Source organism: Pseudomonas sp. Irchel 3A5, assembly GCF_900187575.1.
Classification (GTDB): domain Bacteria; phylum Pseudomonadota; class Gammaproteobacteria; order Pseudomonadales; family Pseudomonadaceae; genus Aquipseudomonas; species Aquipseudomonas folii.
Genome location: NZ_FYDU01000004.1, coordinates 52,103 through 65,915, shown reverse-complemented (window position 1 = coordinate 65,915; position 13,813 = coordinate 52,103). Strand labels below are relative to the sequence as shown.

The window sequence follows — 13,813 nt, the reverse complement described above, 5'->3', positions numbered from 1 at the left end:
TATACCGCCGTGCGGTAATCACCCCGTATAAGTGTCAATACAATGATCTTCTCTAAACGGAATTTGAATGCACACTTCACCGCTGGCTTTGCCCCCAAGGCGTGTGACTATTCTCGGTTCCGGCCATGCGCTGCCGGACAGAATAGTCACCAGCATCGCCCTTGATCATGAGTTGGGTCTGGCGGCGGGCAGCGTCGAGCAGATCAGCGGGGTTGTGCAGAGGCATGTCGCTTCCTGCGCGGAAACGGCTGCAAGCCTGGGCGCGGCTGCCGCGCGAAATGCCCTGGCGGCCGCCGGCATCGAGCTGGACCAGATCGACTTGATCGCCTGCGCCAGTGGCACTATGGATCAGGGCATGCCCTGCAACGCCGCATTGTTGCAACGAGAGTTGGGCATGGGGCACTCAGGCATTCCCGCCATGGACATCAATGCCAGTTGCCTGGGGTTCATTGCCGCCGTCGACACCTTGTCATGGCCCCTCGTTGCAGGCCGCTACCGGCGCGTTCTGCTGGTCTGCTCCGATATCGCCTCCTGCGGGCTGGACTGGCAGCAAGTAGAGGTCAGCGGCATTTTCGGCGACGGTGCAGCGGCTGTTGTCCTGTGCGCGAGCGAGGGCGGGGCGAAGATTATCGCTTCGAACCTGAAGACGTTTGCCGAGGGGGCCCATTTATGCCAGATCCCGGCCGGTGGATCGCGCTTTCATCCACGCCGTATCGATATCCCGTTCGAACCTTTGACCAGCTTTTCCATGCAGGGCAAAGGTGTATTCCGTCTTGCCGCGAAGCACCTGCCCACGTTGATGAATGATCTGCTGGATCAGGCCGGGCTGACTCAAGACCAGATCGACTGGGTGATCCCTCATCAAGCCAGCCAGCAAGCCATGCAGCATGCGGCCAGGCGTCTGGGTTTTGCCCCGGAAAAAGTCATCGACGTTTTTGCTCATCACGGCAATCAGGTGGCCGCCTCACTGCCAACGGCGCTGGACATTGCGATTCGAGACCAGCGCATTCAGCGCGGACAGATCCTGATGTTGATCGGTACCGGTGCAGGGTTATCGATCGGCGGCATGATCCTGGAGTATTGATGAAAACTCTGGTGACCGGTGGTACCGGTTTCATTGGTCGGCATATCGTCTGGCGACTTGCCTCCCAAGGCTGTGAAGTGCTGTTCAGCGGTCGCAACGCGGCAGCAGCGGCGGATGTCATTCGCCATAGCCCTGGCGCGATTCAGTGGCTTGCGCTTGAGCACGGTTCTCCAGCGGGAGCGAGCGCGCTGATCGAGGCGACGCGTGGCTGCACGGCAGTCGTCCATTGCGCGGCTTTGTCCTCGCCCTGGGGAACGACAGAAGCGTTTGCCCAAGCCAATCTGCTGGCCACTCAAGAGGTCCTGAACGCCTGCCGCGTCAATCAGGTGAAGCGCCTCGTACACCTCTCGACGCCCAGCCTGTACTTTGCCTTTCGTGACCGGCTCGACATCCATGAAAACGAACCTTTGCCTGCGCCGGTCAACGAGTACGCGCGCACCAAAGCGCTGGCCGAAACGATGGTGCTGGAAGCGGGTCTTGCCGAGGCGGTGATTTTGCGCCCGCGCGCGGTATTCGGCCCGTGGGACGGTACGTTATTGCCGCGCCTGTTGCGTGTCATGCAGCGCGGGCACATACCGCTGATGCGCGGAGGCAGGGCTCAACTGGACCTGACCTGCATCGACAATCTGGTACACGCCGTGGAACTGAGCCTCAATCAACCGTTACCGCGCCCGGTCTGTACTTACAACGTGAGCAACGGTACGCCGCTGGCCGTTGAAGATCTGCTGCAACGCATTGCCGAACAATTTCAGCTGACGCTGCGAACCCGACGCCTGCCATGGCGGGTCGTGGATGCCGTAGCGCTGGCCTTCGAAACCAGTGCTCGCCTGTGGCAAAGCGGCGAACCTTTACTGACTCGCTATGGTGCTGGAGTGCTTGCATTCAGCCAGACCCTTAATCTGGACGCGATACGCAACGATCTGGGTTACCGCACGGTGATCACTCAGGAGGAGGGCATTCGCCAGCATGCCCAATGGTGGCTTGCGCAACAGGGCATCAAACAATGAGCCGGACGGTCAGCCTCAACGTTTTGCGTGCCGGTTGGTGCCGACACCTGGCATGCATGGCAGATCGCAGCGCTCGTTGGGCGCCGACGCGCTTCCCGTCATTGTGCGGGCTGATTCGCCATCCCGTCGCAGGCTGGATCCTGTACGACACGGGCTACTCCGAACATTTCTTCAAGGCTACCCAGGACCTGCCAGAGCGTTTGTATCGCACAGCGGTGCCGGTGCAGTTGCCCGTTCAGGAGCAATTGCTCGCCCAACTGAAGGGCTTCGGCATTCAGCCGGAGGATATCCGCACAGTGATCATTTCGCATTTTCACGGCGATCATGTCGCCGGGTTGCGAGACTTCAATCAGGCTTCATTCATTGCTCTTGATGCTGATCGGCAGCACATTGAAAGCCTTCGCGGTTCGCGTTGGCGGGCCACCCTAGGCGGCCATTTGCCTGGCTTGTTGCCGGATGATTTCGCCAGTCGGCTGACCCTTGCCGATCATTGCAGGCAAGCAACCTTACCGGAATGGATGGCCCCCTTCACCCATGGCCTCGACCTGTTAGGTGACGGCAGCCTGATCGGTGTGCCGCTACCGGGACACAGCCATGGCCAACTGGGTCTGTTCATCCCCGATGCCCAGGGGCGCCCGGTATTTCTGGTGGCCGATGCCTGCTGGTCTGTGCCCGCTTGTCGCGCAGAACGACTGCCGGCGGCGCCCGCGCTGTGGTTTGCCGGTCACGACGCCAGACAATACCGACAGACCTACGCCAACCTTGGCACGCTGATCCGGCGAGAACCCGCCGTGGCGGTGCTGCCTTCGCACTGCACGCATGCCTGGGAGGCGTTCAGCAATGAGCAATGAACGCTTGATCGGCAAGCTGCGCAGCGCACTGAGTTTTCTCAACAGTCGCTATCGCTTGCGGTTCACTCGACGAGAGCAACTGGAGGCGTGGCAGGCTCAACAGTTGAAGCATTTCCTGAAAGATGTGTTGCCGACAGCCGAGCGCTTCAAAGACCATCAGTACACGCATCTGGCGGACTTTCCGCTGATGGACAAAGCGACAATGATGAGCGACTTTGCTGCGTACAACACTCGCGGTCTTGGTCTGGATCAGGTCTTGCCAGTTGCGCGGCGGGCAGAAGAATCCCGCGACTTCAGCCCCACGCTGGGCGATATAACCGTGGGGCTTTCAAGTGGCACGTCCGGTAACCAGGGCGTGTTTCTGGTCAGTTCTCTTGAGCGTCAGCGTTGGGCAGGGATTCTACTGGCGAGGACCTTGCCGGGCCGCTTCCTTCCCCGTCTGCTGTGCTTCTGGCAAGCGCCTTTGCGGATCGCTTTTTTCCTGCGGGCCAATAGCCGTTTGTACACCACGTTGAGCAGTCGCCGTATCGACTTCGTGTTTCACGATCTGACGCGGGGGCTCGAGGCGTCACTTGAACGTCTGCAGGCGCAGAATCCCGATGTGCTTGTTGCCCCGGCGACGGTGTTGCGGGGTCTGGCTGAAGCTTCATTGAACGGGCGTTTGTCCATACGCCCGACGCATATTCTGTCGGTGGCCGAGGTGCTTGAAAGCACGGATGCAGATGCCGTGCTCAAAGCCTTCGGGGTGATGCCGCAGCAGATTTATCAGGCCAGCGAAGGCTTTCTCGGTTACACCTGCGAGCAGGGGACTTTGCATCTTAATGAAAGCCATCTGCACATTGAGCCGGAGTGGCTGGACGCCGAACACACCCGTTTTCAGCCCATCATTACCGACTTCTCCAGACGTACGCAGATGATCGTGCGGTATCGGCTCAACGACGTGCTGCGGGTCAGTGAGGCTCCTTGCGCTTGCGGGCGGGTCGAAAGGGCCATTGCCGCTATCGAGGGGCGTGCCGACGACATTCTCTGGCTGCCTGATGTGGCGGGACGTCAGTTGCGGGCGCTGTATCCGGATGTCCTGCGCCGTACCTTGCTAATGCATGGCGCTAAGCTGCAGGAATATGAGATCCATCAGACCAGGCTGAACTGGCAGATCAACATTCAGGCCTACGGCGATCATGACGCGCTGTGCAAGGCTATCAGCGAAAACCTTCACCAGTTATGTGCCGGGCAGGGCATGCGTCCACCGGAGTTCATCTTCGGTCACTGGCAAGCGCCGCCCCCGCACGTCAAACGCCGACGTTTGAAACTCCTGCAATTGCCTGAGGGGCTGCCATGCGCGTACTGATTCTGGGGGCTCGTGCACCTGCCTGTCTGGAGTGGGCGAGGGCCTTCAACGAGGCCGGCTGGACCGTGAGCGTGGGGGATTCGCTGGGTCAGCCGCTGAGCCGTTTCAGTCGTTCAGTACACCACTTCGTTCGTTTACCCGAGCCCAGACTCGACCCCGCAGGCTGGATCGAAGCGCTGGCCAGCGTGATCAAGGCAGAACGTATCGACGTGTTGCTGCCAACCTGCGAAGAAGTGTTCTATCTGTCCCATGGTCTGGCGCGCCTCGGGCCATTGTGCCGGGTGCTGACCAGTGATTTTGCGCTGCTGCATCGGCTGCATCACAAGGGCCAGTTTGCGGACATGATTCAGGACTGGACGTTGTCGACCCCCGAAACCCGGCTGCTGACGGATTACCCGTCTGTGTTGGCGTTGAGCGCGGAGACTGAGGAGTGGGTGTTCAAACCGGCTTATTCGCGTTTCGCTTCGCAAACCCTGATTCAGCCAAACATGACGCAGTTGAGTAAAGTCCAGCCCAGTATTGAGGCGCCCTGGGTTGCGCAGCGGTTTATTCAGGGGCGGGAGTTTTGCAGCTTCAGCGTGTTGATCAATGGCCAGTTGCGCGCGCATAGCGTCTACCAGCCGCGCTACCGTGTGGGCCGGGGATCGGGGATCTATTTTGCGCCTGCGACGCCCGAACCTGTGCGTCGATTCCTGGAGCAGTTCGGGCGTGAAACCGGCTATACCGGACAGGTCGGCTTTGACTTTATTGAAGATCAAGCAGGCCGTTTCCATGTGCTGGAGTGCAACCCGCGGGCCACCAGTGGCGTGCACCTGTTCGACAATCAGCGTCAGGCGCTGGTGAACAGCCTTGGCGAAGCATCCAGTGGCGTGATTGAGCCTACCCAGGAACCACGAATGATCGCGCTGGCGATGCTTTTACTGGCTGCGCCGTCACGTGCATTGAGCGCGGCGTTCTGGCGCGATTACCGGCTGGCCCGCGACGTGATCGTTCAGCAAGGTGATGTCCTGCCGCTGGCCGCCCAATGGTTGAGCCTGGGGGAAATCCTCTGCCGCGCTGCCTCGCGCCGCTGCGGGGTGCTGGCCGCATCCACCGCAGACATCGAGTGGAACGGGCAAGCATTAGGGGAGCCGCCGCGATGAGGCTGTTGTTTCAGGAGCAACTTCTTCAGGAACCGGTGACCCCCAACGAAAGTCCAGCCCGACAATACGTCCGCGGCTGGAGCGAGACAGGACTGATTGCCAATGTCAGCACTCGGATGGCGCTGCTGGACACCGGGACGCAGCAGCTTGCGGTGAGCATCAATGATGGACACGACCCTGAAGACAACTGCTATGTGGTGTCGCCCCGTACCGCCTACAGCGGTTACGCCCGCGAAGAACTCAACCGCATTGGCCGCCCGTGGCTGACCCGACCACTGAGCGCACTGACCCAGGGCGTCGATACCTTGTTGAGCGCAGCCAAAGTCGACAAGCTGGTTCATGTCAACAACTGGCTGCTGTCGACCAATCTGTATCCTGCTGACTGGGATCTGAACGAGCTGCCGCAGATCAGCGCTTTTTTACAGCGAACATTTCCCGATCACGCGCTGTGTTTTCGCTCGATCAATGAGTTCAGCAACCGCGAACTGAAACAGCGTTTGCGAGGGCTCGGCTTCCTGAGTGTCCCTAGCCGACAGGTGTACGTATTCGACGGCCGGAGCGGAGCGGATGCGCCGTTCCTCCGGCATCACAACACCCGGCTCGACCGCACACTGTTGCGCCGCAGCCCTTATGAAGTAGTGCCTGGCTCTGCTCTGAGCGACAGTGACTTTGTTCGGATAGAGCAGTTGTATAGCATGCTGTATCTGGACAAGTATTGTCGGCTCAACCCGCATTACAGCGCTGGCTGGATGCAGCGTGGTCAACGAGAGGGCTGGCTGGAGATACGCGTTCTGCGCAACCCGGATGGCCGTATCGACGGCGCGCTGGGCTGGTTTGCCAATGACGCGACGCTCAGCACCCCGATTGTGGGATACGACACCGGGTTGCCCCAGAAGACCGGCTTGTACCGGCAATTGACCTGTTTGTGCCTGCTGGAAGCCGCCGAGCGCCGTACCATACTGAATTTCAGCTCCGGTGCCGCAGGTTTCAAACGCTTGCGCGGGGGGCAGCCGCAGATCGAGTACAGCCTGATCAGGGTCGCCCATTTACCTTGGGGGCGTCGCTGGATATGGCGATTGCTCAGTGTTCTGCTGCATGGGATAGGTGTGCCCCTCATGAGAAAACTCAAACTGTGAATCGCCTTGCTCAATGGTGGCCGGTAGCGCTGAGCCACGAACTGAAAAAAGCACCGATGGCGTGTCAGGTTCACGACATGCCTCTGGTGCTGTTCCGCGCCGACGATGGACATGCAGCCGCATTGCCGGACCGCTGTCCGCATCGCTTTGCACCGTTGAGTCAGGGCCGGGTTCACGATGGACATATCGAATGCCCTTATCACGGTTGGCGGTTTGCCGCGGACGGTCGGTGCACCCGGGTCCCCGGCACTGATCACCCCCCCTCCGGCAAAGCATTGCTGAACAGCTTGGGCTGCTGCGAAGCCCATGGCCTGGTGTGGGTCTGCTTGAGTGACCAGCGTCCGGATGATTTGCCGGTTGCCCCGGCCGAGCAGGGGCGGAAACTCGATACGTTCTGGATGACGGATCAAGTGCAGTGCTCATTGCAGGACGCAGCGGAGAATTTCCTGGACGGATTTCATACTCATTTTGTTCATGCGGGCTGGATTCGTCATGACAAGCAGCGCCAACGCGTCTCAGCCCGTGTTCGCCCGCTCAACGACGGTATCGAAGCGATTTACAGCGAGGAGGGCAAACAGTCAGGGCTTATCTCACGGTTGTTCGAAGGGCAGCGGGGCGAGAGCATGGGGCGTTTTCGCCTGCCGGGGCTCTCGGAGATCGAGTACCGCGATGGCAATGACCGCCTCAATTTGTTGGTCAGTGCCTGGATGACGCCCTGCGCTGAAGGTCAATTGCGGGTCTTTGCGCGAGTGGCGACTGCGCGGGGCAGAATTCCCGCCGTACTGAAACGTGCCGTATTGCGGCAGGCGTTCAAGGTCATCCTGCGCCAGGACCGACAGATTCTGGTGCAGGTCAGTGCCAACAGACGTCGCTTCCAGCAATACCCGGCCACGCCCCTGGATGGCCCACAAGACTTGCTGGGGCCGGGCATCAGGCAGTTGCTTGAGCAGGGGCAGCCGCTGGTTTTTGACGAGCGCTCATTTGATATTTCGCTGTGAAGCGACCTAATCCCAGGACCGAATTCATTCGGGAAGGCGGTATTCCTGACGACGCAGATGCATCGAATGTACCTGCCCCTTCGCGAATGAATCCCGCAGGAGTCAATGATGACGTGGCACCGGCTTTAGCCGGGAAGAGGCCGGGACAGACGCTGAATTTTCATCCGTAGGAACACCGCTTTCCCGGCTAAAGCCGGTCCCACGTCGTCAATCAGCTTGCGGACAAGCATAGAATCTCCCACTGGTAGAGATCTCAGGATATGTAGTTGAAAAGACTCACTGCCGACTCTGAGAATCCTGGCGATTGATTGAATCGTTGGCGTCCTTCTGATAACGCGGTGCAAAGTGCGGCAGCAATAATCGCGCCCACGACGAGACGATTTTGCTGGTTTCCTGAGGGCAGCGTGCAGCTCTGGACTTCGGTAGCAGCCCTCGATCGACAATTGACGCGTACTCCTGAGGATTACGGCCGTAAACCATGCAGAGCAGATTGTAATAACGCTGTTCATTCAAGGAGTGCTCATCCGAGAACGCGTCATTGTGCGTGTTGCCATTTTGCAGTGATGCATTGTTTTTGAACCAGGTCGCCGTCATCGCCAGTACGCGAGTCAGCTGTTCAGGTGTCTCATCACGGTTGACGTGAAACAGAATCATGGTCGCCGCCATTTGATCGACCGCGTCCTCTTCACGCCCTGTGGAGGGCAGGTTCAGCAAGTCGATAAATGCATGGCCGGTTTCATGCAGCAGAATAAAACGCAGGTTGGACTTTACGTAATCGGTCGGGAAATCCGGGTCGTTGTTCGTATTCAGGTCATCGGCCTGACGCAGCAGGTAGTTGACCATCTCGTAGCAGAGGAACACCGCAGAGTCTTTCGGGCTGTAGAACGCATTCACCATCCCGCACTCCATGGCCACATAGTGCAGAGGGCGAGGCATCATGAACATGCCGTCCATGGCGTCAATTTCTACGTTACCGACCAGCAGGTCGGCCTTGCGTGTAAAACGGTAAGCATCTTCCAACCGGGCATCACGGGGGGCCTGATAGGTATAGGAAAACCGCGTGCCCTTGCCGTCCGAGACATCGGTTTTTTGCGTGTCCTGCGCAGCGGATTGCTGTTGAGCGGGTTGTTGCTGTACAGGTTGTTGTTGTTGTTGTTGTTGTTGTTGGACGGGTTGCTGTGCGGGTGCGTTATTTGGAGGCGGGTTGCCGCCGGTTTGTTTATTGGCAGCCTGGGCCAGCCCGACAAGGTAGGAGTAGTCAGGTTCTCTATTCTGGCGAGGGGTGTCGAAGGGTTCAAAGGTGTTTGAAATCAATACCGAGATCGGCTGCATTTCCGCGTCCCGACTGCCGCTCCAGACCAAATCATAACCACGGACTTCGCCACCACGCTGTTCATAGCGGCTGTAGTATTTGCCGGTACCGCGATCACCCGAGATGATGAACAAACTGCCTTTTCTGAACGAGTAAGTGACGGTGGATTTACCGTTGCCGGTCAGGTCGTTGTACAGCGTGTCGATGGCGTCGGGTTTGACGTTATCGATACGTAATAGCTGGATCGAAACACTTCGATCTTCAGAATCAATATTGACGAAATTCGGTTCCGGATTGGTGGTCCTGGTAAGCAACTTTGAAGGGTAGGCCAGGGTCACGCCGGATTTGGGCTCGGTGATGGTCGTCCAGCCGTACTTCGTGCGGTTATTCAGCGCCAGACCACCCAGATGCACCGCGAGATCTGCATTGAGCATCCCGGTGCCAGGTTGCTTGTATTGCTGCTGAACAGTTGCAATGGCGTCCCGGGTGCCTTTGCCAAACTGACCATCGATCCAGCCGTTGTAAAACCCGCCCCAGACCAGGCCTTCCTGGATCAGCTTTCGCTCATCGTAATTGAGCGAGCCTTCAGTGTTGTCGGCATTCTGGGTGGCGTAGGGGTTAGCGGGGGCGGCGACACCCGCTAACACACTTGCAGGCTGCCAGCCCAAAGCTGCAACGGTCGTGATGAATGCCACGTGCAGCATTCGATTTTTCCAGCTCGTCGAGGAGCGGGTTGCTACGGTCCCTATCATCAATGGAATAGCCCCTGAAGTGCGCTCGCCAGATTAAGTAAGTTCGTCATCGTTCAGTTCAGTTGTCAGGCAGGTCTTCATAGCCTTCCAGTGCGTAGCCTTTGATACTCGTGCCCGTCAGATGAGCGTCATCGCACCTGTAACTTCGCTTTTCGTAACTGTAGGAAGTTCGTATGCTATTCATATTTATATCGCGCAGCAGCCGTCGGAATTGCCAGCCTTCCTCAACGTCATAAGTCAGGTGTTTGTCATCAATGGCAACCACACCGTCGGAGTAGATCAACGTCTGCCTCGATCCGTTATCACCGGGCAAAGGCTGCGGATCGGCTTTCTGCTGATCGGTTCGCCAGGTCGCCTCAAGGAAAGCACGGCAGGCGGCAGCGCTAGGCAACGTGCGGTCTTCGAGCGTACTCGGCGGCAGTTGCCCGCTGGCATGGACGCCGGCGGGCAGTACCAGAAGTACAAGTGACACCATGAAGCCTGCTGAGGCTTTACGAGGTGTTGTTATCCAGACGGATGCAGTAGCCATACTCCGTAGTTATCCTTAATTGCTGCACTGTCGGCGGCTTCTAATGTCGGCCGCGAAATCACGCTCTCGGCAGAAATAGCAGAGGTTGGTTATTAGCAATGTACGGGGAAACGATAAAATTCCAATAGCACATCCGTACTATAGGTACCGCGATAGCGAGTGTGCTAACAACTAACGTTAACAAGCGTTATTTCAATGGTGCCGTGAGGATAGCGTGATGCTCAAGTCAAACGCGCTATTGGTTCTCCTGGCATTGACGGGTGAGGCAAGTCGCCGCCAGGCGTGCATGGATGAAGAACTCGATGCTTATTTCTGCGTCTGCGCATCCTCGTGATCAACTGAACCGCTGATGTTCTTCTGATAACGCGGTGCCAGGTATGGCGACAGAAAGCCCACCCATGCTTCATATTTCCTTGGCGTCTCCTCTCGGCAACTTGCTGATCTGGATTCTGGAAGCAACTGCTGATCGATAATCGACGCGTACTTCTTCGGGTTGCTGCCATAAATCATGCACAACACGTTGGAATAACGTTCCTCATTCCAGGCGTGTTTTTCGGAAAAATAGTCGCGGGTGTAAGCCGGCTGTACTGACGGATCGGCTTTGAATCCGGCCGCGTTCATTGCCAGCATGTGCGTGATTTCTTCAGGATCGTCCTCATTTTTCATACCCAGCAGAATCAGGGTGGCGACCAGTTGATCGACAGCTTCTTCTACGTTCATAGGCGGTGGCAATTTCAAGAGGTCCATGAGCGCATGGCCTGTCGCATGCAGAAGAATAAGCTGCAGTCTGGCTTTAATGTATTGAAGCTGGAATGCCGGATCCTTATCGACGTAGAGAGATTTAGCCTGGCGAATAAGGTAGTCGACCATCTCATAACACAGGAAAACTGCGGCTTCCTCGGGCTCGTAGTCCGCATCCACGCGACAAGGTCTGGCGATATAACGCAGAGGATGTTGCGTCATGAACATCCCATCCAGCGCGGCGATTGCGACGTTGCTTCTCAGCAATTCAGACTTGCGTGCCACGCGATAGGCGTCTACAGCTTTTCCACTTGTGAACTCCTCGTAAGAATACGAAAAGCGCGGACCAAGCCCATCGGCAGTGGCTTTGACCGGAGGTTGTTTTTCAAGAGATGAAGCTTTGGTGGCGACGGATTGTTTTTTTATTTCCTGAGAAAGATCCCCCAAGTAGGGGTAATGAGGAAACTTTATCCCGTGAGGTTTAAGAAAGGGGTCTGATGTCCCGAGCGTGCCGAATGCGAAACTGTTGGCAATCAAGGGGGATAGAATTTTCATCTCTATATCACGCTCGTGGAACCATATCAGGTCATAACCACGAATCTCATCCCCTCGTTGCTCGTAACGGCTGTAGTGTTTAACAGCACCACGCTCCCCGGCGCTGACGAACATGTTCTCGTTCTTTAGCTTATAAGTGATGTTTGACTTTGAGTTTTCAGTCGTTTGCTTATAAAGGGCGTCGAGAGCGTCAAATTGGACCCCAACCTGATTGACCATCTGAAGCACTATTTTCTTGTCGTCGGAGACAAAGCCCATCGCTCCGGTGCGTGGGTCGGGGGATGCTGTGAGTAATATCTCCGGGTAGGAAAGCGTCATGCCCGTCCTCGGGTCGATATAGCTTTCCCAGCCGAATTTATTTCTTGAGTGTTGGGCTAACTGGTACAGACGCGCGGCTATTTTAGTACTCAGCCGACCCGTTTCGGGTTGTTGGTACTGTTTCTGGATTACCGCAATAGCGTCACGGGTGTCCTTTTCAAAGTTGCCATCGATCCCGCCGGTATAAACCCCGCTCCAGATCAAGCCTTCTTGAATGATTTTTCGCTCATCAAGATTGAGCAGGTTTTCGATGTCATCCGCAGTCTGAATGGGGTAGGGAGGCGCGGGTGCTGTCGGCGCGGCAAATGCACCCAGCGGTTGCCACAAAAATGCTGACGCAGTGGCAGTGAACGCCAAACGCAGCATGCGATTTTTCCAGAGCGCCGAGACACGGGTTGCAATAGTCAGCATCGTCAATGGGTAGTTCCTCTGCTTCTACATGGCATACACCTGCCAATTCACGTACGGCATCCGGCGCCGGGTTTGAAACTGCCCCTGGCTTCTCGGTCCTGAATCCATAGATCGATTTCAGGTCTGGCCTCAGTAGTTGTCTGAGCTAAAATTTATTGAACACGGCGTCTGTACAGGCCGATAAAGTGATCCGGCACTGACCGCCATACAAACTTTCACACCGATCTTTGACCAGGCTGGATGCTTTTTCCAATGTGTCCGAGGTCAATGCTGCGCCTTTACCTGAATCAGACATCGCGGCCGCCACGCACTGATTAAAAAATGTCAGCGACACTTGGCATTTTTCTTTACCCAGTTTTTCGCAGCTCGAAACTGCGCTTGCCTCTGCAGCATCTTTTTCCACGTAGCCAGTACTGACACCTGTGTTGCCCAGCTCCGACGTCGCAATTGCGCCCCAGGTTTTTATCCATTCACCGGTCGGCCGGGGAGGAGGTGTCGTTCCGGTTGCAGGTTCATCAGGCATGCATTGCGCACTTCCTGCTTGAGCCCCTACAGGGCAGCGTGTCTGAGTGAACGCCGCAGTAGAGAAAATCAACAAAATCAATGCCAGTGCGGGGCGGATCATATTCGTCGTCCTGGTTTAATGGTTGCTGCAAAAACGCGTGTTCATCTAGCCGTCAGCTTTTTAAGCTTGGCGTATGACTTCAACGAAATTCCGGATAGTCATGAATCAATCTGGCCTCCACGGTATCCACCAATGCATAGCGCTCCACCGATTTCATCTCCTGCACGAAACTCCAGGGAGTGTCGATGAGGAGGTGGCCTACGGTAAATTCGGGAAGACCTTTTCGACGACGCAGGGCCTGAACTGCAAGTAGCTCGGCGGGGAAGCAGCGATCCAGCGTGGCGTCAAACTCGTACCTTTGCCGGTCTGTATTTTCCTTGCTCCTGCTGATATGAAAGTCAGCCGCTTCTTGCATGACGGTGGTGAAGGTGGATTCATCCTCGCTTTGCCAGTGCTCCAGTAGCAGCTGGTAACTTGGGATAAGCGGCTTTGGCGCGATGAAATCCGTTTCGATGTTGAATGCCTGGGAAAACAGGCCAATCAATAAAGCGTCGCTCGTGCCGCGCTTTATCCTGCGCATCTCACGCGTCGTGTTAATACGCTGATCTTTCTCGGCCATTTCGATAAATAAACGGGCACAGATCTCGGCGCGGTCCCACCAGGAAAACATCGCCGGACTGGCAGCCCTCATTCCGTATTTAAACTCTCTAGGCCAGTTCCCTAGATCCTGACGCATATGGCTGTACATACCGTCCCAACGCAGTATCAGTGCCCTCAAGGAGGCTGCGCGTTGAAGCGTACGGCTAAGCATTGGCCTGTCGCCGCGAAGAAACGCGTCACAGCTGGCCACATCGTAGTAATGAGCCAGGCTGTCCAGATGCAGTCCCGCCTTTGCGTGAAGTGGGCCAGCGGTATCGAGGTAGCCCTGGACAGCGGCTGTGAAATTCTCGTGTTTACTTTCAAGCCTGGCGCGTTCAACCCACTCACTACAGTCCAGTGCCAGGCGTTTCAAGGATGGATGGATGTGGCTTTGCATACGATGTCGCCCCTGATCTGGCAATGTA

Annotated in this window: 12 protein-coding genes; 7 read left to right on the top strand and 5 right to left on the bottom strand. The window is 56.9% G+C overall.

Annotated elements, in window-relative coordinates; genetic code table 11:
* Nucleotides 1–67: 67 nt before the first annotated feature.
* From CKW31_RS07235 to CKW31_RS07205, 7 genes are read left to right on the top strand one after another with little or no spacing between them, the layout of a single operon-like run.
* The gene (locus CKW31_RS07235; RefSeq protein WP_095093691.1) at nt 68–1,084 is read left to right on the top strand and encodes a beta-ketoacyl-ACP synthase 3; all 1,017 of its coding nucleotides are present in this window, start codon (nt 68–70) and stop codon (nt 1,082–1,084) included.
* Entirely contained in the window at nt 1,084–2,091 is a 1,008-nt protein-coding gene (locus tag CKW31_RS07230; protein WP_095093690.1) for an NAD(P)-dependent oxidoreductase, read from the top strand. Before CKW31_RS07235 ends, CKW31_RS07230 begins: the two co-directional genes overlap by 1 nt.
* Nucleotides 2,088–2,942, top strand: a complete 855-nt coding sequence (locus tag CKW31_RS07225; protein WP_095093689.1) for an MBL fold metallo-hydrolase — start codon at nt 2,088–2,090, stop codon at nt 2,940–2,942. Before CKW31_RS07230 ends, CKW31_RS07225 begins: the two co-directional genes overlap by 4 nt.
* Nucleotides 2,932–4,290, top strand: a complete 1,359-nt coding sequence (locus CKW31_RS07220; protein ID WP_095093688.1) for a F390 synthetase-related protein — start codon at nt 2,932–2,934, stop codon at nt 4,288–4,290. The genes CKW31_RS07225 and CKW31_RS07220 overlap by 11 nt, the downstream gene beginning before the upstream one ends.
* Nucleotides 4,278–5,432, top strand: coding sequence for an ATP-grasp domain-containing protein (locus CKW31_RS07215; RefSeq protein WP_095093687.1), 1,155 nt, complete (start codon nt 4,278–4,280; stop codon nt 5,430–5,432). The genes CKW31_RS07220 and CKW31_RS07215 overlap by 13 nt, the downstream gene beginning before the upstream one ends.
* Nucleotides 5,429–6,568 (top strand): hypothetical protein, encoded by a 1,140-nt coding sequence (locus CKW31_RS07210; protein ID WP_095093686.1) that lies wholly within the window; start codon nt 5,429–5,431, stop codon nt 6,566–6,568. The genes CKW31_RS07215 and CKW31_RS07210 overlap by 4 nt, the downstream gene beginning before the upstream one ends.
* The gene (locus tag CKW31_RS07205) at nt 6,565–7,566 is read left to right on the top strand and encodes an aromatic ring-hydroxylating dioxygenase subunit alpha (RefSeq protein ID WP_095093685.1); all 1,002 of its coding nucleotides are present in this window, start codon (nt 6,565–6,567) and stop codon (nt 7,564–7,566) included. The genes CKW31_RS07210 and CKW31_RS07205 overlap by 4 nt, the downstream gene beginning before the upstream one ends.
* A gap of 276 nt (nt 7,567–7,842) precedes the next feature.
* On the opposite strand, the gene CKW31_RS07200 is transcribed toward CKW31_RS07205, so the two are convergent.
* The 5 genes from CKW31_RS07200 to CKW31_RS07180 form a co-directional block, all read right to left on the bottom strand.
* Nucleotides 7,843–9,582, bottom strand: a complete 1,740-nt coding sequence (locus CKW31_RS07200) for a DUF4344 domain-containing metallopeptidase (protein ID WP_176469815.1) — start codon at nt 9,580–9,582, stop codon at nt 7,843–7,845.
* A gap of 106 nt (nt 9,583–9,688) precedes the next feature.
* Entirely contained in the window at nt 9,689–10,159 is a 471-nt protein-coding gene (locus CKW31_RS07195) for a hypothetical protein (protein WP_141230121.1), read from the bottom strand.
* 306 nt (nt 10,160–10,465) lie between these two features.
* Nucleotides 10,466–12,184: a DUF4344 domain-containing metallopeptidase gene (locus CKW31_RS07190; protein WP_095093682.1), complete on the bottom strand. Its 1,719-nt coding sequence runs from the start codon at nt 12,182–12,184 to the stop codon at nt 10,466–10,468.
* A gap of 145 nt (nt 12,185–12,329) precedes the next feature.
* On the bottom strand, nt 12,330–12,809 hold the full coding sequence (locus CKW31_RS07185; protein ID WP_095093681.1) for a DUF4189 domain-containing protein: 480 nt from the start codon (nt 12,807–12,809) through the stop codon (nt 12,330–12,332).
* A gap of 79 nt (nt 12,810–12,888) precedes the next feature.
* The gene (locus CKW31_RS07180; RefSeq protein ID WP_095093680.1) at nt 12,889–13,785 is read right to left on the bottom strand and encodes a hypothetical protein; all 897 of its coding nucleotides are present in this window, start codon (nt 13,783–13,785) and stop codon (nt 12,889–12,891) included.
* Between the last annotated feature and the right edge of the window lie 28 nt (nt 13,786–13,813).

Coding starts and splice junctions, on each gene's coding strand:
- CKW31_RS07235 (WP_095093691.1), top strand. CDS start 68: ATGCACACTTCACCGCTGGCTTTGCCCCCAAGGCGTGTGACTATTCTC.
- CKW31_RS07230 (WP_095093690.1), top strand. CDS start 1,084: ATGAAAACTCTGGTGACCGGTGGTACCGGTTTCATTGGTCGGCATATC.
- CKW31_RS07225 (WP_095093689.1), top strand. CDS start 2,088: ATGAGCCGGACGGTCAGCCTCAACGTTTTGCGTGCCGGTTGGTGCCGA.
- CKW31_RS07220 (WP_095093688.1), top strand. CDS start 2,932: ATGAGCAATGAACGCTTGATCGGCAAGCTGCGCAGCGCACTGAGTTTT.
- CKW31_RS07215 (WP_095093687.1), top strand. CDS start 4,278: ATGCGCGTACTGATTCTGGGGGCTCGTGCACCTGCCTGTCTGGAGTGG.
- CKW31_RS07210 (WP_095093686.1), top strand. CDS start 5,429: ATGAGGCTGTTGTTTCAGGAGCAACTTCTTCAGGAACCGGTGACCCCC.
- CKW31_RS07200 (WP_176469815.1), bottom strand. CDS start 9,582: ATGCTGCACGTGGCATTCATCACGACCGTTGCAGCTTTGGGCTGGCAG.
- CKW31_RS07195 (WP_141230121.1), bottom strand. CDS start 10,159: ATGGCTACTGCATCCGTCTGGATAACAACACCTCGTAAAGCCTCAGCA.
- CKW31_RS07190 (WP_095093682.1), bottom strand. CDS start 12,184: ATGCTGACTATTGCAACCCGTGTCTCGGCGCTCTGGAAAAATCGCATG.
- CKW31_RS07185 (WP_095093681.1), bottom strand. CDS start 12,809: ATGATCCGCCCCGCACTGGCATTGATTTTGTTGATTTTCTCTACTGCG.
- CKW31_RS07180 (WP_095093680.1), bottom strand. CDS start 13,785: ATGCAAAGCCACATCCATCCATCCTTGAAACGCCTGGCACTGGACTGT.